This is a genomic window from Gemmatimonadota bacterium (genome assembly GCA_041390105.1).
GTDB lineage: Bacteria > Gemmatimonadota > Gemmatimonadetes > Longimicrobiales > Gaopeijiaceae > JAGQIF01.
On record JAWKQO010000002.1, the window covers coordinates 665,321 to 691,938 of the forward strand.

The 26,618-nt window shown below is 68.2% G+C and carries 21 protein-coding genes; 13 read left to right on the top strand and 8 right to left on the bottom strand.

Features of this window, described 5'->3' with window-relative positions:
- Positions 1-39: 39 nt before the first annotated feature.
- The 3 genes from R3E10_12110 to R3E10_12120 are packed head-to-tail and all read right to left on the bottom strand — an operon-like array spanning position 40 to position 3,288.
- On the bottom strand, positions 40-1,569 hold the full coding sequence (locus R3E10_12110; protein ID MEZ4416481.1) for a P1 family peptidase: 1,530 nt from the start codon (positions 1,567-1,569) through the stop codon (positions 40-42).
- A gap of 22 nt (positions 1,570-1,591) precedes the next feature.
- Positions 1,592-2,767, bottom strand: coding sequence for an FAD-dependent oxidoreductase (locus R3E10_12115; protein ID MEZ4416482.1), 1,176 nt, complete (start codon positions 2,765-2,767; stop codon positions 1,592-1,594).
- Entirely contained in the window at positions 2,764-3,288 is a 525-nt protein-coding gene (locus R3E10_12120; protein ID MEZ4416483.1) for a hypothetical protein, read from the bottom strand. The genes R3E10_12115 and R3E10_12120 overlap by 4 nt, the downstream gene beginning before the upstream one ends.
- Before the next feature lie 222 nt (positions 3,289-3,510).
- On the opposite strand from R3E10_12120, the gene R3E10_12125 reads away from it, so the two are divergent.
- The 7 genes from R3E10_12125 (at position 3,511) to R3E10_12155 (ending at position 11,028) form a co-directional block, all read left to right on the top strand.
- Positions 3,511-4,152, top strand: a complete 642-nt coding sequence (locus tag R3E10_12125; GenBank protein MEZ4416484.1) for a hypothetical protein — start codon at positions 3,511-3,513, stop codon at positions 4,150-4,152.
- 92 nt (positions 4,153-4,244) lie between these two features.
- Positions 4,245-5,267, top strand: a complete 1,023-nt coding sequence (locus tag R3E10_12130; protein ID MEZ4416485.1) for a hypothetical protein — start codon at positions 4,245-4,247, stop codon at positions 5,265-5,267.
- 108 nt (positions 5,268-5,375) lie between these two features.
- On the top strand, positions 5,376-8,009 hold the full coding sequence (locus R3E10_12135) for a caspase family protein (protein MEZ4416486.1): 2,634 nt from the start codon (positions 5,376-5,378) through the stop codon (positions 8,007-8,009).
- Positions 8,010-8,126: 117 nt separating this feature from the next.
- Positions 8,127-8,897: a creatininase family protein gene (locus tag R3E10_12140; protein MEZ4416487.1), complete on the top strand. Its 771-nt coding sequence runs from the start codon at positions 8,127-8,129 to the stop codon at positions 8,895-8,897.
- A gap of 26 nt (positions 8,898-8,923) precedes the next feature.
- Positions 8,924-9,607: a hypothetical protein gene (locus R3E10_12145; protein ID MEZ4416488.1), complete on the top strand. Its 684-nt coding sequence runs from the start codon at positions 8,924-8,926 to the stop codon at positions 9,605-9,607.
- Between the two features lie 11 nt (positions 9,608-9,618).
- Positions 9,619-10,434 (top strand): OmpW family outer membrane protein, encoded by an 816-nt coding sequence (locus R3E10_12150; GenBank protein MEZ4416489.1) that lies wholly within the window; start codon positions 9,619-9,621, stop codon positions 10,432-10,434.
- A 102-nt stretch (positions 10,435-10,536) separates the two neighbouring features.
- The gene (locus R3E10_12155; protein ID MEZ4416490.1) at positions 10,537-11,028 is read left to right on the top strand and encodes a hypothetical protein; all 492 of its coding nucleotides are present in this window, start codon (positions 10,537-10,539) and stop codon (positions 11,026-11,028) included.
- A 26-nt stretch (positions 11,029-11,054) separates the two neighbouring features.
- On the opposite strand, the gene R3E10_12160 is transcribed toward R3E10_12155, so the two are convergent.
- Positions 11,055-12,014 carry a pyridoxal-phosphate dependent enzyme gene (locus R3E10_12160; protein ID MEZ4416491.1) on the bottom strand — a complete coding sequence of 320 codons (960 nt, stop codon included), beginning with the start codon at positions 12,012-12,014 and terminating at the stop codon, positions 11,055-11,057.
- 134 nt (positions 12,015-12,148) lie between these two features.
- On the opposite strand from R3E10_12160, the gene R3E10_12165 reads away from it, so the two are divergent.
- Positions 12,149-12,916: a DUF1028 domain-containing protein gene (locus R3E10_12165; protein ID MEZ4416492.1), complete on the top strand. Its 768-nt coding sequence runs from the start codon at positions 12,149-12,151 to the stop codon at positions 12,914-12,916.
- Between the two features lie 82 nt (positions 12,917-12,998).
- Complete coding sequence (locus tag R3E10_12170; protein ID MEZ4416493.1) at positions 12,999-13,469, top strand: BLUF domain-containing protein; 471 nt, start codon at positions 12,999-13,001, stop codon at positions 13,467-13,469.
- Between the two features lie 450 nt (positions 13,470-13,919).
- On the opposite strand, the gene R3E10_12175 is transcribed toward R3E10_12170, so the two are convergent.
- Genes R3E10_12175 through R3E10_12185 form a run of 3 tightly spaced genes read right to left on the bottom strand, consistent with a single transcriptional unit; the run spans position 13,920 to position 20,309 of the window.
- Positions 13,920-15,833 (bottom strand): asparagine synthase-related protein, encoded by a 1,914-nt coding sequence (locus R3E10_12175; GenBank protein MEZ4416494.1) that lies wholly within the window; start codon positions 15,831-15,833, stop codon positions 13,920-13,922.
- Positions 15,834-15,879: 46 nt separating this feature from the next.
- Positions 15,880-18,609, bottom strand: a complete 2,730-nt coding sequence (fdhF, locus tag R3E10_12180; protein MEZ4416495.1) for a formate dehydrogenase subunit alpha — start codon at positions 18,607-18,609, stop codon at positions 15,880-15,882.
- A complete protein-coding gene (locus R3E10_12185) occupies positions 18,606-20,309 on the bottom strand; it encodes an NADH-ubiquinone oxidoreductase-F iron-sulfur binding region domain-containing protein (protein MEZ4416496.1) in 1,704 nt (567 codons plus the stop codon). The genes fdhF and R3E10_12185 overlap by 4 nt, the downstream gene beginning before the upstream one ends.
- A gap of 101 nt (positions 20,310-20,410) precedes the next feature.
- On the opposite strand from R3E10_12185, the gene R3E10_12190 reads away from it, so the two are divergent.
- Genes R3E10_12190 through R3E10_12200 form a run of 3 tightly spaced genes read left to right on the top strand, consistent with a single transcriptional unit; the run spans position 20,411 to position 22,602 of the window.
- Positions 20,411-20,815: a hypothetical protein gene (locus R3E10_12190; protein ID MEZ4416497.1), complete on the top strand. Its 405-nt coding sequence runs from the start codon at positions 20,411-20,413 to the stop codon at positions 20,813-20,815.
- The gene (locus R3E10_12195) at positions 20,812-21,945 is read left to right on the top strand and encodes a hypothetical protein (protein ID MEZ4416498.1); all 1,134 of its coding nucleotides are present in this window, start codon (positions 20,812-20,814) and stop codon (positions 21,943-21,945) included. Before R3E10_12190 ends, R3E10_12195 begins: the two co-directional genes overlap by 4 nt.
- Positions 21,946-21,987: 42 nt before the next feature.
- Entirely contained in the window at positions 21,988-22,602 is a 615-nt protein-coding gene (locus tag R3E10_12200; protein MEZ4416499.1) for a YceI family protein, read from the top strand.
- A gap of 42 nt (positions 22,603-22,644) precedes the next feature.
- Here R3E10_12200 and R3E10_12205 read toward each other — a convergent pair whose 3' ends face one another.
- On the bottom strand, positions 22,645-24,831 hold the full coding sequence (locus tag R3E10_12205) for an EAL domain-containing protein (GenBank protein ID MEZ4416500.1): 2,187 nt from the start codon (positions 24,829-24,831) through the stop codon (positions 22,645-22,647).
- Positions 24,832-25,078: 247 nt separating this feature from the next.
- On the opposite strand from R3E10_12205, the gene R3E10_12210 reads away from it, so the two are divergent.
- Positions 25,079-26,617, top strand: a complete 1,539-nt coding sequence (locus R3E10_12210; GenBank protein MEZ4416501.1) for a pyruvate kinase — start codon at positions 25,079-25,081, stop codon at positions 26,615-26,617.
- Position 26,618 lies beyond the last annotated feature (1 nt).

The window sequence follows — 26,618 nt, forward strand, 5'->3', positions numbered from 1 at the left end:
GTCTCGAGCGGTGGGGCGATGTGTCTGACAGCGTGCACCTCAACGAGGGAGAGTACGGTTCCAGTGAAGGACACCGTACTTCTGCAGGATGTCGAGCGTGGAGTCCAGCGGAAGCGCCTTGTAGACGTGCCCGCGGCCGCGCGTGGTGGATGCTTTGAGCATCGCGTTATAGATCGCTTCCTCGGTAGCCTCCACGACCGCGGCGAAGAGCGGCGACATCTGGGGGTTGGAAAGCGAGGGTGCGACGCGCAGGCTGGCCGCGTCCCGCTCGCGCCGAACACCGCTGGCCGTAGAGAATGCGACGACATAGTCGCCGGAGCTGTTGTGTGCGAAGGAACCAGTGCGCACGGCGCCGAACATGGCGCGCTCCGCCAGACGCTGAAGCGTGTTGGCGTCGAGCGGTGCATCCGTGGCCACCACCATCATCAACGAGCCTCCGTCCTCCGGCTGGGGCTCGGGCGCGTCGTTGGGTCGGGCCAACTCGCTTCGGTAGGTGAAGGCGCCGAGCTCTCGGCCCACTGGGGCGCCGTTCATGGTGAGCGCACCACCGAAGTTGGTCTGGACCAGCACACCCACGGTCCACCCTCCCAACGACTCCGGCAGCATCCGTGAGCTCGTCCCGATCCCACCCTTCCATCCGAAGGCGGTGGTGCCGGTTCCGGCGCCCACCGAGCCTTCGGCCACCACTCCCGACGAAGCGGAGGCGAGTGCTTCGCGGACGTGGGCTGCCGAGACAGGATCAGCCCACATGTCGCTCAGCCAACTGTCGTTGGTTTCGCCGACTACCGGGTTGATCGTGTGCTCGGGGGTGCTGTCTGCTTCCATCAGGGTCCACGCCAACGCCCGTGCGGCGGACCAGACACAGAGCGTGCACGTGAGCAGAATGGGAGTTTCGATCTCGCCGAACTCCCGCACCTGCGTCTCGCCGATGAGCTTGCCGTAGCCGTTGGCGCTGTAGATCCAGGCGGGCACCGGGCGAGCATACAGATCGCCCGGGGCCGGGATCACGGCGGTCACGCCGGTGCGGATGTCGTCTCCTTGACGGATGGTGGCGTGTCCGACCCGCACACCCTGCACATCTGTGATGGCATTGAGTGGGCCGGGTGGGAAAACGCCCACTATCAAACCAATGTCGCGGGCGCGCGGGCGCGCCGCGCCGTCGTCTCGGTAGTCGGGTCCGACCCCGCGCGCAGAAGGTGTGAGCGTCAGGTGGAGCGCCATCGCGCCAGAGGCGTCCACGCAATCTCCGCTGAGGACATCGCTTCCCAGCAACCGGCAGTGGATGTGGCTGGATGCGGAGGCGCCGGCGAAACGAAACGCCAGACCACCCGTTCGCTCGATGCCTTCGAGCACCGCGCCTGTACCGGCGGCAAAGAGGAGGTCGCCTTGGAGTCGGTCCTCTTCGACGCGAAGGTGCACGATCCACTGTTCTTCCTCGCCGTCGGAGAAGCGCGCGGTGCCACTCCATTGCAGGAGTGGCTCCTGCGCGGCCAGGGCCGGGGGGAGCGCGAGCGCCGCCCCTGCCAGGGCCACACACGACAGCAGGGACCTGCAGAGAGTCGAGGACATGGATCCGCTCCGGATCAGGGGCTCAGTCACCCAGATAGCGCGCTGGCTCGACACGGCGCTCTCCGGCGGGGCGCCAGCGGAAGCGACGGAGCCAGCGATTCTCTCGCGTCTCCACCGCGTCGGCGATCAGCTCTCCCAGGACAGGACCGAACTTGTAGGCGTGACCGCTTCCCCCGGTGGCCACGACCACGCCGGGCCGGTCGGGGTGGCGGTCGATGAAGAAATCGTTGTCGAAGGTCTCCGTGTAGACGCACAGTCGACGCGTCACGATCGGCGCATCCGCTACCTTCGGGAGGGCCCGCTCCAGGAACTGGCGCAACCGTGCTTCGTCGCGGCTCGAGACCACTCGCTCCGCGTCCGGGTGCAGCGGTGTACCGGGACCGTGGTTGGCCACCTTCAAGCGGCCGTCTGGCAACGCGGGGAATCCGTACCAGCCGCTACCCGCGATATCCGCTGCCCAGGGCAGAAAGGCTGGGGGCACCCACGCCTCGGGCTGCTCCACCAGAAGGTGGAAGACGGGTTGCCCCACGGCCCACACGCGGTCGGCGAGCTCGGGGAGCAGGGTGGGGGTCCAGCTGCCGGTGGCCACGACCACGACATCCGCTGGTCGCGGGGCGGATTCTCCAGCGAACCGAACCAGGGGCTCGTCGGCGCGCCGCTCGATGGCGACGGCTCGCCGCCCCACTCGGAGGGTCACTCCCATGCTCCGCGCGCGCAGCGCCAGCTCCTCGATCACCCTCCCGCTCGGGGACCAGCCGCCCCCCCGGTTCACGTATCCATCCGCGTAGGCGGCCTCCGACCAGCACGTGCCTCCGCTCCGCGCAGCGGCCGGGTCCAGGCGCTCCACAGCGTGCCCCCGCTGCACGGCGGTGACGAAGGATGCGTGCTCGAAGCTGCCTGGCTCCAGCGGTCCGGCGGCGAGCAGCAGGAAGCCCGTGCGCTGGAAGGCGTCCCACCCCCACTGCTGGTTCCAGCGCTCCCACCCCTCCAACGCCCGTTCGGCCAGCTCGGTATAGAAGACGTCGGTGCCGTAGTCGGTGCGGACGATCTTGCTGACATCGTTGGACGCAGCATCCGGATGCGGGAACGGTCCTGGCTCGTCGACTTCCACCGACCAGCCGCGCGCTGCCAGCTCGATCGCCGCCGTGAGGCCGAACACGCCAGCGCCCAGGACCAGGACGGAGCCGGGCGGCCTCACGCGGGAGACTCCGCTCCGCCCGCCGCTTCGATGCTCGACACCTGGAGCGCGAGCAGGCCTTCACAGCCCGGCTCCGCCGCCAGCGTGGCGACGACGCTCGCCTGCGTGCCCGGCGGCGGCCTCCTGGTGGGGACCCCCAGCAGCGCGAAGCGCTCAGCCTCTCCTACGTCGAGAACGAGGCAGCTCGAGGTGCCCCGCACGGTGCCACTGAGACGGACCGAGCCGTCTTCTGCGGTGGCGAGGAAGGGATCCGAGAAGCGCACTGGACGCTGGTCGGCGTACGCCACGTAGAAGAGGTAGGTCCGATCCGCCTCGACCCAGGACGGGATGGTCACCTGGAACTCGGCCAGGCCGTCGTCGTCGGTGACCTGTTCGCCCAGGATCTCGTGAGGGCTGCCGATCCCCCCGAATCCCAGGAGGATCGGGGTGCGGCCCGTGACGTCCAGCACGCGCACCTGCACACGGGTGCCCGCCGGCCCGCCGCGGGGAGCGAGCTCGAGAGCGATCTGGGGAGGGCTCATCCGGGGTCCGTTCGCGAGGGGCCAGGCCCATGATCCCAGCGCGACCGAGGGAGGGTCGGGCCAGGGGCCGAGCCCATGATCGTGGCCTGAGCGTTGCGGTTCAAGCGCCCACCGCTTCTCCCGGCGGGCACGAATGGCCCGTTCCGTGTATTTTAAGATTCAAGGGTATCCCCGATGGCCGGGCGCCCCCTTCCACGACCCCCGCTGAATAGGAGGCTGTCCATGAAACTCACTCGTTGGTTCTTCTCGCTCGCCTTGGCGGGTGTGGCTGCCTGTGGCGGTGGCGACAACGGCACCGGGCCCAACCCCCCGCCCAGCAACAACAACCCCACTCTGGCCACCATTCGGGTCGGGAGCGCGACCGTATCCCTGAACGCGGGCCAGACGGCCACGGTGACGCCCCAGGCGCTCGACGCCAACGGGAACGTGATCGCCAACGTGACGGGCTTCACGTTCGCGTCCTCCAACGCGGGCGTCGTGGAAGCCCAGGCGGGGGGCACGCTGTTGGGCATCGGCGCCGGCTCGGCAACGGTTACGGTGTCTCTCACGCGAGACGGTGTCACCGCGACGGCCACGGTCACCGTGACGGTGAGCGGAGCGCTTCCCACCGCTGCCGGCGTGACGGCGGGCAGCTCGGCCAACACCTTCACGCCACAGACCATCGTGGTGGCGCGCAACGCCGACGTGACCTTCACGTTCGGATCGTTGCTGCACAACGTGACCTTCCAGGCGACCGCCGGTGCGCCGGCCAACGTGCCCAACACACAGAACGCCGACGCGGTGCGCACCTTTACGGCCGCTGGTGATTTCCCGTACGACTGCACGCTACATTCAGGCATGTCGGGCACCGTGATCGTCCGCTGACGGTCGGAGCCGGCCCGAGGGTGCAACCCTCGATCCTGCGCGGGCGTCCCATGGGGCGCCCGCGCTTTTTTCTCCCGTTCCAGGAGACCCACATGTCTCGCGCCCTGCTCCTCGCCACGACGATGCTCAGTGTGGTCCTCCCGGCGCACGCACAGGAGGCGCCTGGCGGGACCGTGCTCGTCGCCAATATGAACGACGACTCGGTCTGGATGGTGGACGTGGAGACGGGTGAGCGCCGGGGCATGATCCGCACCCACATCGCACCGCACGAGATTGCGGTGTCCGCCGACGGACGTGTCGCGGCCGTGACCAACTACGGGGATCAGCGAGGTCCAGGGAACCTCGTCCAGATCGTGGACATTCCCACGGCCACCGTCACGGGGGAGTTCGAGGTTGCCGGGTACGAGCGGCTGCATGGCGCGGCGTGGCTTCCGGGTGATTCCGTGCTGGCACTGACCTCGGAGCGGACGGGCGAGATCCTGTTTGTGGATCCCCACAGCGGAGCGATCCTGGAGAAGCGCTCGACCGAAGGGCGGGCGTCGCACATGCTCTCGTTGGCGGGACCCTGGATCTACACGGCCAACATTGTCGACGGGACGGTGAGCCGGATCGCCCGGGATGGCTCGGAGCCCACACGTGCCTGGCCCGCCGGGACGCGCACGGAAGGCGTGGCGGCCACTCCCGATGGGCTGGAGGGATGGACGGGTAGCATGGAAGGCGGTGAGGTGGTGGGGGTGCGAGGCGCGACGGGAGAGGTTGTCGCGCGCGTCGAGGGCCTCGCCGTGCCCTACCGGCTGGCGGTGACCGCGGACGGGGGCACCGTGGTGGTGAGCGACCCGGAGTCCCACGTGCTCGGCCTCATCGATCGGGCCTCGGCCGAGTTGAGGCGGGTGGACGTCGGCGCTGCAGCCGCTGCCTCGGGCCTGGGGGATGAGCCGTCCCCGCAGGGGTTCGTACTTTCACCGGACGGCCGCTGGGCCTTCGTGTCCACGAAAGCGGTCGACCGGGTGGCGGTGATCGACGTCGCGCAGGGCCGGGTCGTCCGCTTTCTTCCGGCCGGAGCCGGACCGGACGGGATTGCCTTCAGCCCCGTACGGGTGCGCCCGGCGCCCTGACCCCTGGGGGGCCGGGTTTCCGCGTGTCCGGGGGAGACCCCGTGCCGCGGAACCCGCATCGGGAGCGCGGGGTCAGTGCCCGAATCGACCCCTCGACCCGAGTGCGCCATGCGTCCCCTCCGCTTGTCGTGCCTGCTCCTCTGCGGGCTCTCCTTGAGCGCTGCCGCCCCGGCGGGCCTGCAAGGTCAGGCGACCCGCGAGGAGCAGATTCGCGCGATCGTCGAGCAGCAGCTCGACCCCCAGCTCCTTCGCTGGGACTCACTCTTTGCGGAGCGCGGCTATCGACGCCTTGCCGAGGCCGGCCAGGTGGGCGCGTCCAACGCCGGCGAGACTGCCGAGCTCTCCACCGACCTGCGAGCCGGCACGCGCTACGCCCTGGTGGCGGTGTGTGACAACGACTGTGCCGACCTCGACCTGGCGTTGCTCGGGCCGGACGGGAGCGATCTGGGTCAGGACGTGGAGACCGACTCGCAGCCCGTCGTCCTGCACACGGCTGCGGCCACCGGCCGCTATACGGTTCGCGTTGTGACCGTCACCTGCTCAGCGGAGCCCTGCTGGTATTCCTTCGCCGTGTATGCGGATGCGTCGGCGACCGCGGTCGAAGAAGGGCAGGAGCGCATCCTGGTCGACGAGGCCGGGACCTTGCGCGCTGGCGATGCGCGCCTGAACAGCGGCGAGTTCGTGGATCGTTTCGAGGTGGAAGTCGACGTGGGGCAGACGTTGGTCGTCGATGTGCGCTCCAGTGAGTTCGACACCTACGCGTACGTACGCTCCCCAAGCGGCGAGCAGACCGACAACGACGATTTCGAAGGCGACGCCTCCCATTCGCATGTGGAGATCCAGGTCCAGGAGGCTGGCACCTGGGTGGTGGCGGCGACGTCGTTCGAGCCCAAGGAGACGGGCGCGTATCGTATTCGCGTCGCAACCCGTGCGGGCACTCTCGCCGCAGCGGGCTCGGGGCCGCGGATCGAGTCCGGAAGCCTGGAAGAGGGCGACCGTCAGTTGGAGAGCGGGGAGTACTACGACTCCTTCGCGGTTCAGGGAGAGGCAGGCGAGTTGCTGGTGCTGGATCTGCGTTCTGAAGATCTGGATCCGTACCTGATGCTCATCGCGCCGAGCCGCGAGACCGTCCAGAACGACGACTTCGAAGGTGACGCGCATCGGTCGGTCATCTCACAGACTCTGACGGAGAGCGGTGAATATCAGGTCGCGGTCACCAGCTACGCGAAGGGCGAGACCGGGCGCTATACCCTCCGGATCCAGCACGGCGCTTCCACTGCGGAGGGCCCCCGTACGGAGCGAGGGACGCTACAGGAGGGAGACGAGCAGCTGCAGTCCGGCGAGTTCGCCGACGTCTACACCGTCCAGGGGACTCCCGGTCAACGGCTGCTGGCCACGGTTTCGTCGTCCGACTTCGACACCTATCTGATCGTGCGCGGACCCAGCCAGGACCGGGCCGAGAACGACGACCTGGAAGGCCGCCCCGGGGAGAGCGAGGTCGATCTGACCTTGACGGAGACGGGCGAGTACCGGGTCGTGGTGACTTCGTATGCCACCGGGGAGACGGGCAGCTATGAATTGCGCCTGCAGCAGTCGGTGCTGGAAGAAAGCACCCAAGCGCAACGCGACGTGGAGCAACTGAGCGTCGGTAGCTCGGTACGGGGTACGCTCGCCGAGGGGGACGGCACGCTGGAGGGAGGCGAGTACCGCGACCTGTTCGTCTTCGAGGGCCAGTCGGGGCAGGCCATCTCGGTTGAGTTGAGCTCCACCGAGTTCGACACCTATGTCGGTCTGATCACACCCTCGGGAGAGAATATCGACAACGACGATTGGGAGGGCAGCACCAGTCGCTCGCGCGTGGATCTGGTCCTACCCGAAGATGGCCGCTACCGGATCTTCGCCACTTCCTACCAAGCCGGAGAAGTGGGGAGCTACGAGTTGGCCCTCTCGCAGGGGGCGGCCACCGCGGCCAACACGGCCTCCGCAACGGACGCTCCCCAGCGGATCTACGGCGTGTTCGTGGGGATCAGCGACTACGGCGGGCGGGCCAACGACCTCGCCTACACGGCCGACGACGCGCGGACCGTCGCCCGCGCGCTGCAAACCGGCGGAGGCATGCGCGCGGAGGACGCCGTCATCCTCACCGATCGGGAAGCCACGCGTGCCAACGTGGAAGCGGCCGTGCGTCAGGTCGGCCAACGCGCCGGGCCCCAGGATCTGTTCGTGTTCTTCTATTCGGGGCACGGTGCCCGGGTGCGCAGGGACGGGCCCCAGTCCACCGACCCCGATGCGTTGGACGAGACGCTCGAGTTCTTCGACCGCGGCATCACGGATGACGAGTTCTCCGCGCTGCTCGGCGAGATCCAACCCGGCGTGTCCATGCTCGTGCTCGACGCCTGCTTCAGCGGAGGGTTCTCCAAGGACGTCATCTCCGTGCCCGGTCGGATCGGCTTCTTCTCCTCGGAGGAGGACGTCACCTCCTCGGTGGCAGCCAAGTTCCGGGCGGGGGGCTACCTGGCCCATTTCGTCGGCGACGCGGTGGGAGACCGGCTCGCGGATGCCGACGGGGACAACGCCGTCTCGGCCATCGAGCTCAGCCAATACCTCTACGAGCGCTACCGCACGGATGTGAAGTCCGGCAATCCGGACGACTACGTGCGCACGGGGGGTCCCCAGACCGGCTATCAGCACCTGGTCGTCGATCGCGGGAGCATCCCACCGGACCGCATCCTCTTCCGCTAGCCGGCGACTTGCCTCCCTCGCGGATCCGGCTGACCATACGGGGTCGCCGGAGACCCGAGAGCATCGAGGGGCACACGCCATGGAACGCAGGATGCAACGCGGACGCGAGGACCTGGGATGAGCGGTCCGGTCCTGGAACTGGAGCGGCTACGCTCCCCTGAAGTCCGAGCTCTGTTGGACCGGGGCATGCGAACCGCGGTCTTCGCGTGCGGAGCCGTCGAGCAGCATGGGCCTCACCTCCCCATGTTCATGGATGCCGAGCACGGCACGCACCTCGCGTTGGCCGTGGCGGAGCGCCTGGGCGACGCGCTGGTGGCACCAACCATCCGCGTAGGTTGCTCGGACCACCACCTTGCCTTCGCGGGATCGCTCAGCATCCGCAGCAGCACACTGGTGGCTCTGCTACACGACTACTGTCGCAGCCTCGCGCACCACGGGTTCGAGCGGGTCTGCATCATCCCCTCGCATGGGGGGAACTTCCGCATCATCGAAGAGGCGGTCCCGGGCCTCCGTGCCGAGTTCCCAGCGCTGACCATCGTCGCTTTCACCGACATCATGGCGTTGATGCGCCTTTGGACCGAGCTGGCCGAGGCGGAGTCAGGCCTGGGTGAGCGTGTGGGAGGACACGCCGACATTGCCGAGACGGCCATCATGCTGGCCATGCACCCGGATCTGGTTCGCCAGGATCTCGCTGCCGAGGGCTACCGGGGAGGAATCACTCCGGAGAAGCTGGAGCAGATGATCCGCGACGGGTTCGACACGGTCTCTCCCAACGGGATCCTCGGAGATGCCCGTGGGGCCAGCGCCGCGCTCGGCCAGCGGCTCATCCAGGGAGTGGCGGACGAGATCGTACGCCTGCTGGACACATCGCGCCCGGCGAGCGCCTGATGGCCGCGACCCGTAGGACCGCCTGGATGCGCACTCTCCTCTGGTGTGCCCTGGCCCCGGCGTTGAGTGCCCATCCGGCGGGGGCGCAGGACCTCGGCTTCATATCCGCGTTCTTCGAGAAGGCTCGCGGCGTGGCCATCGCCTTCCAGTTCGGACAGCTTCAAGGCGCGGGCCTGGAGTCGGATGACAGCTGCCCGTTGGGGGCGGTCTGCGGCGCGTCCGCGGAAGTCCTCATCGACCTTGCCGACTTCGGTGACGACTACGGGGTGGAGCTCGGCTTCTCGGCCTCGTACTGGCGTGGGTTTCGTTCCTCGCGCCCCGAGCTGGATCTGCGGGGCTCCACCCGCAACTTCCCCACGCTGGCCGCCTACATCTCGCGCAATCTGGACCCGTGGTCCCCCTACGTGGGGCTTTCCTTCGGCCTTTCCGACCTCTGGAACGCGCAGGCGTACGACGAAGACGGCGTGGTCTATCCTCTCGCCGCCCAGACCTTTGACTGGGGGCTGGTCGGTGGATTGGGCTACGGGCTGGGGCCGGCCTACCTGATCTCGGAGGTCCGCTATTCCTGGCGGACCTTCACGTCGCTGGACTGGACGTTGCCCGCGTCCACGGAGCGCCTACCCTCTGCCTTTCCGCGGTCCCTGGAGCTGAGCGGATTCAAGCTGAGCCTCGGGCTCCAGTTCCAATTCAAGGACGAGGGCGGGACCTAGCGGAGAGGTGCATGGCGTCTCGGCGTCGCATGCACGTGTCCGAGATTCGAACGATTCAAGTCCATACGATCTGCGTTTGCGCCGCCATGGGGGAGACATCCCTCACACCGATCGTTCTATTCCTGACAGAACGCCGCATCCGCATCGTGCTACTCATGGTCGAAGGGAAGTTCCACACTTCGATTCGGAGTCATGGCATGCGCTTGCTTCGGTTGTTCTCCATCCTGGGACTGCTCACGGCAGCAGCGATGCCGGCCGCGGCGCAGAGCGGGGATGGCCCGTGGATGATCCGTGTGCGAGGCCTCTATCTGCTGCCTGCCGATCAGTCCGACGCCATCCCGTCCCTGAACGTTCCCGCGGACGCGATCACGGTCAGCACCAAGGTGTTTCCCGAGTTGGACATCGTCCGCTTCTTCAATGCGAACATCGCCGCCGAGTTGGTCCTCACCTATCCACAACAGCATGACGTGGAGTTGAGCGGCACCAACATCGGCACGTTCAAGCATCTGCCCCCCACGCTGCTGCTCCAGTACCACCTCATGCCGGACGGTGTGGTTCGCCCCTACCTCGGCGCGGGTGTGAACCTCACGCTTCTTTCGTCGGTGGAGTTGAATGTGCCCGGCGTGGGTGCCCTGGACCTGGAAGACAGCTCGCTGGGGTGGGCCGCCCAGGTCGGCGCCGACATCCGGATCATGGAGGGCCGCTTCCTGAACCTGGATGTGAAGAAGGTGGCCATCGGCTCGGATGTCCTGGCGGGTGGAGACGCGGTATCGGCAGTCGGCGTGGATCCCTGGCTCTTCAGCGTGGGGCTGGGAGTGCGGTTCTGACGATTGTCGGCGGGACGTGCCGGGGGGCGCGGTTGCGAGGGGCCCCCCGGCGCTGTACCTGATGCGGGCGCCCCTTCGTCGTCAACCGCGTCACGCGAGATCGTGCCCAACGTCGTCACGGCCACCTACCGGGATCCTCTGCGCGCCGACGCCGCCCTGGGCGCATTGGAGGCGGCCGGAGTCCCCCGGGAACGGGTCGCGGTGGAGACCGCCCGGTTCGACCTCACACCCCCGACATCCCTGGCCAATGCCACGGGAGCACCGAACTTCGCGCTATTGGGAGCTGCGGTCGGCGGAGCCCTCGGGGGCATCGTCGGCCTGTCGGTATCGTTGGGATGGATCCCGGTTGCCAATCCGGGCCTGCTGGGGACGGTGTGGTTCGCCGCTCTGGCTCGCGGAATCATCGGTGGGGGGGGCCTGGGATTGATCGTGGGATTCGTTCTCGGTCTCGGGTTCTGGGGCGAAGAGGAGGACGCGTCCGACGGGCGTGCCGAGCTGACGACGGTGACACTCCTGACGGTGAGCGACCCCGCTTGGGTGGCGCGAGCGCGCAGGGTGCTGTGGAAGACGGGGGCGGATCAGATCTCGGGGTAGCGTGGCAGAGGAGGCATCCGATCGGCTCAGCTGTCCGCGCCGGCCAGGATCCGTGCCAGCGTACTCAGATCGATGTTCCCCCCGGAGACGACAGCAACCACTTTGCCCGTGCCCGCGCGCCCCGACAAAGCGCCGGCCACTGCGGCGGCACCGGCACCCTCCGCCACGACACGACTGCGCTCGACCAAAAGCCGAACCGCACGGGCGACGTCTGCGAGAGAAGAGACGATGGAGCCGGCCAGGACCTTGTTGGCAAGCGGCCACATCTCGGGGAGCACCCCCCGTGATCCGATTCCGTCCACGAAGCTCCGCACCCACTCGATGCTCTGAGGCGAGCCGGCTTCCAGCGAAGCTGCGAAGGGTGCGGCCGTATCCACTTCTGCCGCGTAGACGGGCGTGCCGGGCTTGAGCGCCTCGACGGCGCAGGCGATCCCGCAGCTGAGCGCGCCCCCACCGTACGCGACCACCACGGCATCCACGTCCGGGAGGTCCTCGACGATCTCCAGGCCGATGGTCGCGTTGCCGGCGAGGACCGCGGGGTCGCTGACCGGGTGGACGAAGAACCCCTCCATCTCCGGATGGCCGTGCTCGACCAGGACGTTCCACCACTCCGCGAACGGCTTGGGGACCGAGCGAGCGCCCAGGCGGGCGATCGCGTCGAGCTTGGTGCGGGGCGCGCCCTCGGGGACCACCACACTACAGGGCACCCCGAGTCTACGGGCATTCCAGGCGACCCCCTGGGCCATGTTCCCTGCAGAGGCAGTGTAGACGCCCCGACCCAAGCGGGACGGATCGGCCTGCGCGAGGGCATTGCTGGCCCCCCGGAGCTTGAACGACCCGATGGGCTGGAGGTTCTCGAGCTTGAGCCAGACCTCGGCAGGCCCGTCCACGTCGAGCCGCACCAACGGTGTGCGCACCGCGGACCCGGCAATGCGCCGGCGCGCGGCCTCGATCTCTTCGAGGGGAACAGGATCCAGGGGAAGCATTCCGCGAGTATGGATCGGCGTTCGCTCGGGTGTCAACGCGAATGGGGAGGCGGGCCGGAACCGCGGTGCGTAGGTTTGAGCGGTGACACGCGCGTCCCACGACGCCCCAATTCCACCAAACCAACGAGGCCATCATGCGCCCAGCCTCCCTCTCGTTGATCCTGATGGCCGCCACCGTCGGCGTCGCCGGCCCGCTCGCCGCTCAGAGTGAATCGCTTCCCTGGCCACCGGTCGCCACCTTTTCGATCGTCGGATTCGACCCGGAAACCGGAGAGGTGGGAGTCGCGGTCCAGTCTCGGGTCTTTTCCGTAGGGAACGGTGTGATCTGGGGAGAGGCCGGGGTCGGAGTGGTTGCGACCCAGGCGATCGTGGACGTCTCCTACGGTCCCCAGGCGCTGGAGCTGCTGCGCCAGGGAATGGCTCCCGAGGAGGTGGTGCGCACGATCTGGGAGCGAGATCCGGATCCCAGACCCGGGGATTGGACCAAGGAGGGCCGCCAGTTCTCGGTGATGAACGCCCGGGGAGAGGTGGCCACCTACACCGGTCCGAAGGCCAGCGAGTGGGCCGGCCACCGCATCGGGCACTTCTGCTCGGCGCAGGGCAACATCCTGGCTGGACCGGCGGTGGTGGACGAGATGGTGCGCGCCTTCGAGCAGACCGAGGGGCACCTCTCCTTCCGTTTGCTCGCCGCCCTGGAGGCGGGTCAGGTCGCCGGGGGCGACCGCCGGGGCATGCAGTCGGCTGCCATGCTCATCGTGGAGGAGGACGGCGGGGTATGGCTCAACAACGACGTCGTCCTCCGTCTGCAGGTGGATGATTCGCCCGAGCCGATTCGCGAGCTTCGCCGGCTGGTGGAAATGGCGGGGGAGCAACGAGACCGGATCCGAGGCGGTCGCCGCTGAGGAGATCGAAGGTGGCGGTCGAGTGGATCCTCAGGGGGGCAGTGGCCGACACTCGCAGTGAGGGGAGGTGAGCGGAGGGACGATGCAGGATCTCCAAACCGACGCCGAGGGCCTTCTTCGGCTCGTCTATGTCAGCACCGCTACCGTGCCCTTCGGCCGGGACGACCTGCTGGCCTTGGTACGACCCATCCGGGTGCGGAATCAGGTCAACGCGGTCACCGGACTCCTCGTGTACGATGAAGGGCGTTTCCTCCAACTGTTGGAGGGTCCCCAGGACGAGGTGGAAGCCACGTTCCAACGGATCCGCGTCGACCCGCGCCATCGGGACGTCACCGTGTTGTTCCGGGCGGCGGCGCGCTCGCGCATGTTCGGCGAATGGCAGATGGGTTTGGTCCGCCTGGACGATCTTCCCCCGGAGCGCCACCTGGGCCTGGTGGACTTCGTCCGCTTCCGACTCCTGCCGGGGAGCGAGGATTCGACCTCGGCGGAGGAGGCGTGGAGCTGGTTCGAGGAGTTCCGCGAGCGGGCGCTGAGCCGGGCGACCGACCGGTAGTCGACACCCGGAACTGGCACGTCTTTTGGGGTGCCGCAGCTACGCCGCAGGAGTTGTTGGATTCCTGCAAAAACGGCGCGTCCCAGCGACACCAAAACGCCAGGTTTTTTAGGTACTTCAGATGTTTATCCAGAATTGGCGCCAACGGTCTTGACCGGCATGCCAGGTGCCTCTAGCGTCATGGCTGGATTGACCCCCTGCAGGAGGTATCCATGAAGGCAATCCAATCGTACCAGGCCCCGAAACTGACGCAGTTCGGGACCATCCGTGACCTCACCAAGGCTGGTGGTGGCGCGTGCAGCGACCACCCCGTCGGTGATGCGACGGCCTGCCCGACCCGCAGCTAAGCGAGGGCAGAACTGATCCCCGTCTCCCGAGGCGAGGGTCAGCGCAGGTTGAAGGGCCTGGCACCTGTCGGGGGGAGCCGGGCCCTTCGTGCGTCCAGCCGCTTCACTCACGTGCCTCCAGCCAGAGCGCAAGGGTGAGCACGCGCCAAAAGCGCACCATGTCGTTGTACGACGCGCGACCCGCCAGCCAGTCGTCGTAGACCCGCCGGATCCACTCTCGCTGCACGTAGCGGGAGATCCCTCCCAGATCGGCACCCACGAACCGTTCCAGTGTGGGCATCTCGAAGGCCCGCAAGGAATGAAGGAACCCGTGGGCCAGATCGGCCTTGCCCACGCGCTGCGCGACAGCGTCTGGCAAGACACCCTGGAGCGCTCTCCGCGTGATGGAGCGTGTCCAGCCGTCCCGCACCTTCTGATCCGCAGGGAGCGAAAGGCAGAACTCCACCAGCCGTCGGTCCATGTACGGATAGCGTGGCTCCAGCTGAAAGGCGCCGTCCACTGCATCCAGGAGCTCGAGCGTGCGCGGTAGCACGGGTCGAACGAGCAGGCGGAAGTGGTGGTCCCGCTCGGAACGCACGGGGACGCGGAGGGGGGCGCGGTACGGCTCGAGGCACTCCGCGAAGGCCGGCGCGAGCATGCTGGCGTAGTCGGGGTCGCGCGAGAGGGGGAGCGGCCGAGGCGGACGGCCCCGCCTCCGCGCCCACCGGTAGAGTCGAGCGACCCCGGCAGCCTCCAGCGGCGTGCCCAGGGTCTGATACAGCAGCAGCTCGCGCAGCGTCGAGTGCCAGGAGCGATCGTTTCGCTCACCCCAGGCGCGCAGCTCCCTGAAGAGGCGCACCAATCTCCAGTGCCGTGCGTACTCCGCGAAGGCACCGAGTCCGTGCGAGACTACGGTGTCGCCGTCGAAGCCGTCCAGCAGGACACGGGCTCCGCGCGCGTGCGCGTGCGGGTAGAGTCCCCAACTCAAGTAGAGATTGGGGCCCGGATTGGGTTGCCCGAACAGCGCCATCGCCTGGCCGCCATCCGCGAGGGGGCTCATTCGGTCCGCCCGGAGGAAAGAGGCCTCGGCGGGCCAGCGGTCGAGCACCGCCTCGATGAACGGACGCTCGTCCGAAGCCTGCACTTCGTCATAGACGGCGGACAGCGTGATGAGCCGCTCCCCCTGAGGTCCGCGCAGCCGGCTGGCCACCGAGACGATCGACGAGGAGTCCAGCCCGCCGCTGAGCATGGCCGCCACGGGGCGGTGCGTGCGCAGGCGAACGCGTACCGCGTCTTCGAAGAGGGTGGCGAACGCCGTAGCGTATTCCTGGTCGGACGCCGGCGCGTGCTGCACAGTGGGGTCCAGCGACCACCATGCGCGCGTGACCGGTCCCTGCCGCGCGACCTCCAACGCATGTCCCGCAGGGAGCGCGCGAACGGCCTGCAGCAGCGTGGAAGCAGGGTCGTCGACGACGGGCAGGGTGAGGTGTAGTGCCACGCCCGCGCCGTCCAGCGCACGCCCGACGCGTGGAAGCGCGCAGAGAGCGGGGATCGCCGTCGCAAAGGCGAAGCCCCAGCCCGGGTCCCACGTCCAGAAGAGGGGCTTGACGCCCATCGGGTCGCGCGCTGCGAACAAACGGCCCTGCTCGCGGTCCCACACCACGAACGCGAAGTCCCCCAGCAGGCGGTGCGGGCAGTCCTCCCCCCAGCGCTGATAGGCTGCGAGCAACAGCCTGGCGTCCGGCAGGGTCTCGCTGGGGGACGCTCCCAGTCCCAACTCGGCGGCCAGCGACTCGCGGTTGTCCAGGCGCAGGTCCGCGGTCAGGACTACCGCTCCGGCTTCGGAGGAGAGCGGCTGGCGCTCGTTCGTCGACTCGGCGGTCGTCCGCAGCAACAGATGACCCAATCCCACCGACCCCTCGTGCCAGAGCGCACGACCGTCCGGCCCGCGATGCGCCAACACGTCGGCCATGCGCTCCAGGTCGGACGGATCGGCCGTGCGGCCGTCCGGGTGGTACACCCCGAGGATGGCGCTCATGTGGGGATGCGGTCCGCTGCCCGGCTCGAACCCGGGCAGCGGCCGGCTAGGCCGGCGTGACCCGTACCGGACAGACCTTCAGCTCCGCGGTGTGGGTGACGGGGTCGTATCCGCCTCCGGTCAGGTTGTTGACCGGGACGTCATTGAAGCTGAAGGAAGCGAAAACCGTGCCCCGGGGGGAGCGGTTGGTGGCCTTCACCTTGATGTTGACGCAGCCGCGGGGGCTGGTCAGCTCGGCCCAACCGCCGTCCTCGAGTCCCCAGTCGCGCACGTCGTCCGGGTGGACCTCCAGCACCTCTTCGGGCAGAAGGTAGTCGATCCCGCGGGCGCGGCCGGTCTGCGTGCGCGTATGGTAGGAGGCGAGCCGTCGGCCCGTCGTCAGCCACACCGGGTAATCCGCGGAGATGGTCTCGGCCGGGTCGCGGTAGCCCACCACCTTGAAGATCCCACGACCTCCCTCGATGGGGAACGAGTCCTCGTGTAGCCGAGGCGTGCCCGGGTGCCCCTTCTCCGGCACGGGCCACTGGTATTCCCCGTGCTCGATCCTGTCCCAGTCGAGGCCCGCGTAGATCGGGGAAAGCGCGCAGAGCTCGTTGAAGACCTCCTTGGCGGATTCAAAGCCGAAGCCCTGGAAGCCCATGCGTTGCGCAAGCTGGTCGATGATCCACCAATCGGGACGGGCCTCGCCCGGGGGTGGCACCGCTGCGCGCAAGCGCTGCACGCGGCGCTCCGTGTTCGTGCAAACGCCGTCGGTCTCGGCCCACCCGGTAGCAGGAAACACCACGTCGGCCAGCTCTGCGGTCTCCGTCATGAAGATGTCGATGACCACCAGGAAGTCGAGGCTCTCGAGCGCGTGCTCGCAGTGCTGCCGGTCGGGGTCGGAGACGACGGTGTTCTCGCCGTCGATCAGCATGGCTCGGATGCGATCCCCCGCCAACTCCAGCGCAGTGACCTTGGTCATGCCCTTCTCGAGATCCGTCGCGCGGCCGTAGACGTTCTCGAACTTCGCCTGATGGGCCGGGTCGGTGACGGACTGGAATCCGGGGTAGTTGTTGGGGAGCGCCCCGCAATCGCCGGCACCCTGGATGTTGTTCTGGCCCCGCATCGGATTCACGCCGGTTCCTTCACGCCCGATGTGACCGGTCATCAGTGCCAGGTTGCAGAGACTCTGGACGTTCTCGACGCCACAGACGTGCTCGGTGATACCCAGTGTGTAGTAGATGGCGCCGCGGTCCGCTCCCCCGTACCAGAGCGCGGCCTTCTCGATGTCGGCGGCCGGAACCTCGCAGATGGGGGCTGCCCACTCGGGCGGGAAGTCCTTCACGTGTTCGAGGAATGCTTCCGCTTCGCGGGTGCGCCCCTCCACGAAGCCGCGATCGATCAGCCCCTCGCGCGCGAGCACGTGCGCCATGGCCAACAGCAGGGCGGTGTCGGACCCCACCCGGATGGGCAGGTAGAGGTCCGAGAGCTCCGCCAACCCGATCCGCCGCGGATCGGCGACGATCAGCTTCGCCCCCCGTGCCAGCGCCCGCTTCAACCGGGTCGCTGCCACAGGGTGGCACTCGGTCATGTTGGTGCCGATGCAGAAGATGACATCGGGCTTCTCCATGTCGACCAGCGGGTTCGACATGGCCCCTCTCCCAATCGTGGCCGCCAGACCGGCGACTGTGGGAGCGTGTCAGGCACGGCTGCAATTGTCGATGTTGTTGGTCCCGAGCCCCGCCCGCATGAAGCGTTGCATCATGTAGGCAGCTTCGTGGGGCGCGCGGCCCGAGGCGATCCCGTAGAGCGCGTGGCGACCATGCTCGGCCACCACCGTGCCCAGGCCGGCGGCGGCCCGATCGAGCGCCTCGTCCCAGGTGGCGGGCCGGAGCTGGCCGGATTCGTCTCGCACGAAGGGTGTCTTCAGCCGATCGGGGTGCTGCACGAAATCGAAGGCGAACTGCCCTTTCACGCAGAGCGCACCGCGGTTGGCAGGCCCGTCCATCGCGGGGAGCACGCCCACCAGCACGTCGCCGCGCGTCTGCAGGTCAACGGAGCAGCCCACACCGCAATACGGGCAGATGGTACGCGTGCTCTTCGTCTCCCCGGGCACGTCCCGGTGCGCCAGCGCCTTGAGATCGCCCAGGGCACCGGTGGGGCAGGTCTGCACACACTGCCCGCAGAACGTGCAGGACGAGTCCTTGAGCCAGCCGGCGAACTCCGTGGTGATCTGCGTGTGGAAGCCACGGCCCTGGACGGAAATCGCGAAGTCGCCCTCCTGCTCCGCGCAGACCCGCACGCAGCGATAACAGGAGATGCAGTTGTCGTAGTCGCGCAGGATGAACGGGTTGGGATCGTCCGGTCGGCTGTGGCCGGAGCGCGCTCCCTGGAAGCGACCGGTGCGCGCCTCGTAGCGATCCAGCAGCGTGGACGCCTCCTGCGAGGCATACCCGGAGAGGGGATCGACCTCCAGATCCCGGTTCTCGGAGGCGACCATCTCCATCAGCACCCGCCGGTGCATCTCCAGGCTCGCTGAACGCGTGCGCACCACCATATTGGGCTCGGCTTTGGTGGTGCAGGAGGCGACGGGGTTGCGGGAGCCTTCTACCTCTACCACGCACAGGCGACAGGCGCCGAACGGCTCGAGGCGCGGGTCGTAGCAGAGCGTGGGAATCTCCTTGCGGTGTCGATCCGCCACCTCCAGAAGGGTCTCCCCTCGCTGGAACTCGACCTTCTCACCGTCGAGCGTCAGCGTGAACGTGGCGCCCCTCGGTCCATTCGCGCTCTGGATCATCGTCCCCTCTCGGGTGAAGCGTGACCCCCACCTACGTGGGCGGCCACCTGGTCCGGGAAATACTTGAGCAAGCTCTCGGTGATCAACGGTGCGGCTTGTCCCAGTCCGCACGCGCTCGTCCTCTTCATGGTCTCGTTGAGGTCGGCTACTTCGTCCACCCAGGCGTCCAGCGTGCCAGGACCTCCACCGGCCAGCCGTTCCAGCAGGCGTTGCGTCCCGATGCGACACGGGAAGCACTTGCCACAGGATTCCTCGGCAAAGAACTGCATGGCATCATGCGCAACCGAGACCATGTCGCGGGAATCGTCGAACACCATCACGCCGCCGGCGCCCAGGAAGCCTCCGCGGCTCCGGATGGACGGTTCGTCCAACGTGACCTCGTCGAGGTCGGCGCCGCCCAGAAAGCCACCAGACAGTCCGGCCATGGTCACCGCTTGAATACGGCGTCCGGGCAGCGGCCCTCCGGCCCAGTCGTGGAGCAACGTGCGCAACGGGAGTCCGATGGGGACCTCGTAGTTCCCCGGGCGCGCTACGTCTCCCGACAGGCTGATCAGCTTCGTGCCGGAGTGTTCGCCCAACCCGAGATCCTGGTACCAGTCCGCGCCGTGCACCAGGATCGGAGGCACCGAGGCCAGCGTCTCGACGTTGTTGACCGCTGTGGGTAGTCCCTCGAATCCGTGCGTAACCGGAAAAGGAGGGCGGTTCCGCGGGAAGGGATGCTTGCCTTCCAAGGAGTTGAGCAGGGAGGTCTCCTCCCCGCAGATGTAGGCCCCCGCACCCCGGCGCAGATGGATGCGGAAGGTGAAGCCCGAGCCCAGGATGTCCTCACCGAGCAGGCCGGCTCCCTCGGCCTCGGCGATGGCCCGCGCCAGCAGCTGCTCGGTCTCCGGATACTCGTAGCGCAGGTACAGGAACCCGCGCGGGGCGCCCGTCGCGTATCCAGCCAGCGCCATGCCTTCGAGCACCGCGAAGGGATCATGGTCGAGCAGAACGCGGTCCTTGAAGCAGCCGGGCTCTCCTTCGTCGGCGTTGCACACGATGCTCTTGGGAGCGCCCGCCGCCTCGGCCACCGCCCGCCATTTGCGCCCCGTCGGGAAGCCGGCTCCCCCGCGCCCGGCGAGGCGGGAACGGTCCACGACCTCGAGCACCTCAGCGGGAGAGCGCCGCCCCAGCGTGGTGCTCAAGGCCTCGAAGCCACCCGTGGCCCGATAGCCCGACAGCGTGCTGCGCCCCGGCGCGCGGATCTGCGCGAAGACGCACTCGCCCGTCCCGGCAGGAGACTCGGGGGGAAGAGGGGTCGGTTCCTGGACCCAGGCACCCCCGTTCCGCGCAATCTGGACCCGGTCACGGGTGAGCACCGGGACCGGCTGGTCGCAGCGACCCGGGCAGGGGATGGCCAGGGGCCGCTTCCCCTCACCCTGCAACGCGGCCACCAGCTCCGCGGCTCCGCGGCTCCGACAGACCGGCCCCACGCATACGCGCGGTCGGTCCAAGCCGCCGGGGTCGCGAGAGAAGTGGTGATAGAACGTGACCGTTCCGTAGAGGTCTGCGATGGGGATCCTGAGGGCACGGGCTACGAAGCGCAGCGCCTCCTCGGAGAGGTAGCCGTCGCGTTGGTGGAGCGCGTGCAGCACAGGGAGGAGGGGGGCCGGCTGGCTCCCCCACTCGGCCAGGATGGCCTCGTTGCTCTTTGGCGTCATACCGGACATAAGGCGGAGGCATTCCCCTCCACGCAACCGCTGGCCCCACAGCGAGATTGAGGGGTACGGGCCCAATGGATCACGGGACGATGGGGGTGGAGATGCAGTCCGAACATCTGACAAATGTCCACCCGGGTTGGGTGGTAGGCGGCTGGCTGGTCGCCATCGCGGTCACCTCGGCCATCTTCCTGGCCCTGGTGGGGATGGGGATGGTGGAGGGCGGCTCCGGGGGTGCGACCGGCTTCGTCCTGGCGGTCGGGCTCGGCTTCTTCGCCGGGGGGCTGTTCGTAGGCGTGCGTTGGTCCGAAGCACCCATCCTGCACGCTGTTGCGCTCACCCTGACCAGCCTCGTGGTCCTGTTGGTCGTGGACCTCTTCGGGGCCGGCCGAGGACTGCGCGCGACCGAGTCCGTTCCCCTGGCGCTGGGAACATTGCTGATCCAGTTCGTGGCCGGGGTGGTCGGGGGGACCGTGGGGCGGAGGATGGCCGGCGGGGGGGACGCATGATGCCCGCCCGTGTGAGGCGCCTGCTTCGCCCCCGCGCGTGGGGACCGGTGTTGGGAGGGCTCCTGCTGGGGCTCACGCTCGCTGGTCCGCTGCGTGCTCAGGTCTCGCGAGCCGATTCGGCCGCGGTTCTGCTCGAGTCCGCCCGTGTCTTCGAAGCGCGTGACCGGTGGGATATCGCGGAAGCCCTCTATCAGTTTCTCCTGGAGCGCTATCCGGAGACCGCGGCCGCTCTCTCCGCGCGCGAGCGCCTGAGCACGGCACCGGTGTCACGTCGGTCGACCGGTCGTACCGAGTTGGTGGTATGGACCACGCTCTACGGGCTTTGGTTGGGGACGGCCATTCCCACCATCTTCGACGCGGATGGCCCGGAGCCCTACGGGTTGGGGCTGCTTCTCGGCGGACCGGCGGGCTTCCTGGCCGGCCGCTCGCTGGCGCGCTCCCGACCACTCAGCAGCGGCCAGGCGCGGGCGATCACGCTGGGCGGCTCCTGGGGCACGTGGCAGGGGGCGGGTTGGGCCAACGTGGCGGAGCTGAACGATGGCTCGGATGTCGTGGCGGCTGCCGTGGCCGGCGGGTTGGTCGGCATTGCTGCGGGTACACTGCTGTCTCGTAAGACCATTTCGGACGGGCTGGCCACCACGGTCAACTTCGGGGCGCTGTGGAGTACCTGGTTCGGCTTCGCGCTGGGCTACATCGCGGGCATCGAGGACGACGGACTGCTGGCCACCACTCTCCTGGCGGGGGACGCGGGACTGCTGGTCACGTCGCTGTTGGGACCCCATTGGGATCTGTCGCGGAACCGGGCGCGTCTGATCAGCATCGCCGGCGTCATCGGAGGGCTGGGCGGTGCGGGGATCGACCTGTTGACGCAGCCGGACGACGACAAGGTCGCTCTGGCCATTCCGTTGGCGACCTCGATCGGTGGACTCATCATCGGTGTCGCCACCACGCGCGATCGCGACAGGAGCAATGGCGCGGATGGGCCGCTGGACTCCGACGGCGCGCTGATCCAGGTGAATGGGCGGCGCTGGGACGTGGGGCTGCCCACCGTCGTTCCCTGGTCCCGCACCTCTGCGCGCGCAGGGGGCCCCGTCGCCCTGTACGTGCCGCTGCTGCGGGCTCGCTTCTGAGCAAACGTGGATCTCTCTGCGCGTCACTCGGTATCAGCGGCCATGCGAATCCCTGGTCTGCTCCTCACCTACAGCATCGTCGCCGCGTCGGTCGCGCGGCCGGCGTGGGGGCAGGTGGCCGTGCCGGGCTGGGAAGTCCTGTCCGAGAGTCGACTCGAGGTCCTTACGCAGCGGGGCGGTCTCCTCTCGTTCTTCGGACACGACCACCTGGTCCGTGCCGAGCGCTTCGAAGGGACGCTGTCCTACTCGCCCGCCGACCCGTCCGCTGCGTCGGTGCGCCTGGTCGTCGACGCTGCCAGCGTGCGGGTGCTCACCTCCGCGGATTCAGCCGATCTCGGTACCATTCAGCGGGACATGGAGCTGAAGGTGCTGAAACCGTCGGAGTTTCCCACCATCGAGTTCACCTCCGACGAAGTCGAGGCTGACGGTGACCGGCTTCGTATCAAAGGCGTGCTTGCGCTCGTGGGCGTGGAGCGGCCCGTGGAGCTCGACGCCGTGCTCGCGGCCGAAGGAGACACGCTGGAGGCGTCCGGCGAGTTCGAGATCCGACTGCGCGATTTCGGCATCGAGCCACCCACGGCGGCTGCAGGCACCGTGAAGGTCAAGAACGAGGTCACCTTCCGGATCCATCTGCTGGCGCGCCGGCTGCCCGGGTAGCTCGGGCCGCTCCGGACGTATGCGATCGGGTCGAGGGGACGTCTACGAAGCCAGGGCGCGGCCGACGTCGCGCAGGCCTGCCGGCCGAGCGAACAGAAAGCCTTGGCCCAGATCGCACTCGAAGCTGCGGAGCGACTCGAGCTGCGCTTGCGTTTCTACTCCTTCGGCCACGACCTGTAGTCCCAGACCCCGACCCATGGCGATGATGGCGCGGACCAGCTCGGCCGCCTGGGGATCCTCGCTGATTCGTTGAACGAACGAGCGGTCGATCTTCAGCTGATCGATGGGGAGCACCTGCAGCACTCCCAGGGAGGAGTGACCGGTGCCGAAGTCGTCCATCATGATCTGGACACCCAGGGTCCGGAGTGACCGCAGGGTATCGGCAGCCAGCTCAGGCTGCTGCAGGATGGCGGTCTCCGTGATCTCCAGCTTGAGACGGCGCGGATCGAAGCCCACCTCCTGAAGGATGGCGGCGACTTCCTCGGCGAACGTGGGCCGCAGTTGGATGCGGGACACATTGACGCTGACGGAGGGAGCCGGGTCGGATCCTCCAGCGGGGAACGCGGTCATGATCTCCACGCAGGCGCTGCGGAGAACCCACTCGCCCAGCTCCACGATGAGGCCGGTTTCCTCCATGACTTCGATGAAGTGGTTGGGTCCGACCAGACCGCGCTCGGGGTGGTCCCAGCGGACCAGGGCCTCGTATCCGGTGATCTCTTCGGAGTCCACGTCCACGATGGGCTGATAGTGCACGACGAACTGCTCGCAGCGCAGGGCCAGGTGGAGCTCCCCCTCCAGACTCAGGCGTTCCGAAAGCCGCTCGCGCATCGCCACGTCGAAGACCGCCCAGGGCTGACCCCGCTGCTTGGCTTCGTACATGGCAGTGTCCGCGTCTCGCAGGACGTCCAGCGCGTCGTCGTAGCCCCGGGTATCCATGACGGCACCGATACTCGCCCCGAGGTGGAGCTCGCGTGCATCCACCTTCATGGGTACGGAGAGTTTGCTCTGGATGCGTTCGATGGTGACGAGTACGCCTTCGGGTACATCCACGCGCTCGAGGACGATCACGAACTCGTCGCCACCGAGTCGCGCGACCGTGTCGGTGGCGCGCACGCAACTCTGGATGCGGGCGGCGGCCTCGATCAGGAGCGCGTCTCCGGCCGAGTGGCCGAGGCTGTCGTTCACGAGCTTGAAGCGGTCGAGATCGACGAACAGCACAGAGAAGTCACTGTCGTCGCGGCCGCGGGCAGCGAGGGCGCGCTCCAGACGCTCGATGAGTAGCCGGCGGTTGGGGAGGCCCGTGAGCGGGTCGAACAGGCCGCGTGTGGAGAGGTCGGTGAGCGAGCCTGCCATGCGGATGGCGGTGCCGTCCGGCGCGCGTTGCGACACGCCCCTGGCGAGGACCCAGCGGTACTCCCCGTCGGCCTGTCGCAGGCGATGCTCCTCTTCGAATTGCGCGGTGGCGCCGGACCAGTGTCGCTCGAGGCTCTCACGGACCCGGGAGGCGTCGTCCGGGTGGATGCGGCCCAGCCACTCCGCCGGGTCGGAGTCGAGGGGCTGGCCTTCGCCCAGCAGACTCTGCCAGCGGTTGGAGAAGAAGACCGATTGGGTCCGCAGGTTCCAGTCGTAGAGCCCATCGGACGAGCCCTCGGCGGCCAAGCGATACCGTTCGTCGCTCTCCTCCCGGGCCTGCCGCTCCTCCTCGGCCGCCCTACGGAGGTCCGTGAGTCGCCGTACGCTGCGGACATGGAATCGCTGGACGATGAATGCTGTGACGGTCGCCGCGAGAAGGCTGAGCATCGCGTTGTCTTCCAGCCCCACTCCCGGGATCAGGAGGGCGCCGCCGACCAGCCCGCCGACCACCAGTCCACTCAATGCTGCCAGCCAGCGTGCGGACAGGAGGACCATGCTGCCACCCAGGAGCACGACCGATAGCCGGGGCCCGGGTGACGCCAATGGGTCGCGGAGCATCCACAGCAGTGTATGCGCCATGACCACCACGCCGGCCAGGAACGCAGTGCGGTGGCTCCCGAGCCGCCGGCCCAGGGGGGTCCCGAGGGAACGCGCCATGCCCAGTAGGAGAAGCGCCGCTCCGAGTGCGGACAGCACCGGAGGGATGCGACTGGCGGACGACCAGACCAGCAACCCCTCCCCCGCGAGGTAGAGGTAGAAGGCGACCAGGCCCAGCAGGGCCGGTCGCAGATTGCGGTGGAGGTTGGAATCCGCCATGGAGCCGAGGGTCCGGAAGGCCGCGCTCGCTGGAAAACGGGGCGGAGGGCGTTTCTAGCAAGGACCGGGCCCTGGCGGCGCGCTGGAAGCCGGAGGTCCCTGTCTCCTGAGCCCGCTCGAGAGGGCCGCGGTTGGGTCGCGGGCCGTTTCAGCTTCGTGACCGGAGGGTGACCGGAGGCCACTTTCATGCGATCGTGGGAGGGAGGAGCTTCGCCGGGTGAGCCACCCCTCGAACCTCCGAGCTGCCATGAGCCCGAACGCACCTGTGCAGGCCGCCCCCCCATCGGCCGCTGCATTGGACGAAGTCTATCTTCGCGCACTCGGCCAGGACTTGATCGCGCTGCGCGAAGCGGCCGAAGCGTTGGAAGGGGCACATGGACGGGAGGTGGCAGCCGCCGCCCCCGACAATCAGGCCTCCGCGCGTAACCTGTTGCACTACTTGGCGCTACGCGGCCGCGACATCCGGGGTCTGCAGGATCGGCTTTCGCGGGCGGGGCTGTCTTCCCTGGGGCGGGCAGAATCCCATGTTCTCGTCAGCCTGGATCGCGTACTGGGGATGATCCGCCTGGCGCTGGGCTTGCCACCACTGGCGTCCGAGGCCGCACCCGTGGGCTTCCGCGAGGGACCGGCCCTGTTGGCCACCCACGCAGCGGCGTTGCTGGGGCCCTCTCCTACAGAGCGGTCCACGCGGATCATGGTCACCCTCCCCACGCAGGCCGGCTCCGACGTGGAGCTGGTTCGGGATATGGTGGGTGCGGGGATGGACGTGGCGCGCATCAACCTGGCCCACGACGACGAGCCGGTTTGGACCGGAATGGTCGAGGCAGTGCGGAGTGTTGGGGGACGTGGCGGGCTTCCCACGCGCATCGTCATGGATCTGGCCGGGCCGAAGCTCCGCACGGGCGACGTGGTCGGCCCGGTCGATTCCCCGCGTGTCAAGCGAGGCGAGCGCTTCCTGGTCGTATCCGATGGCGTGGGCGACGCGGCTGCCAGCACACTGCTGCACCAGCATGACTGTGTCGCCGCTGTCCGCTGTGGCGTAGCGGAGGTGTTCCTGGATGTTCGAGCCGGCGACCCGCTGGCGCTGGACGACGGGAAGGTTGCGGGGCGCGTCGTGGAATCGACTTCAAACTGGATCGTGGTCGATGTCACCCGAGCCAAGCGTTCCGGCGTGAAGCTGAAGCCGGGGCGGGGGATCAACCTGCCGGAGACGGGGCTCACCCTTCCGGCACTGAGCGCGGAGGATCGGAAACATCTCGACTTCGTGGTGGAGCATGCGGATGCTGTGTCTCTCTCCTTCGTCCGGACTGAACAGGATGTGCGCGACGTCCTGGCGGAGCTCAAGCAGCGCGGTGGCCGGCACCTGGGGTTGATCCTGAAGATCGAGACGGTCGCGGCCTTCCGGCGCCTACCGGGCATCCTGTTGGCCGCGCTCTCCTGGCCGCGAGTCGGCATCATGATCGCACGGGGCGACCTCGCCGTCGAGGCAGGCTTCGAGCGTCTGGCCGAAGTGCAGGAGGAGCTTCTGTGGATCGCAGAGGCGGCGCATCTACCGACAGTGTGGGCGACTCAGGTGCTGGAGTCTCTGGCCAAGTCGGGGCTCCCATCCCGGGCCGAGATCACCGATGCCGCCATGAGCGGGCGGGCCGAGTGCGTGATGCTGAACAAGGGGCCATACATCGTCGAGGCGATCCAGGCGCTCGACGACATCCTGTCTCGCATGGGCGCCCATCAACAGAAGAAGCGCACACTCCTGCGCAGCCTGCAGGTCAGCGAGCGCATCTGAC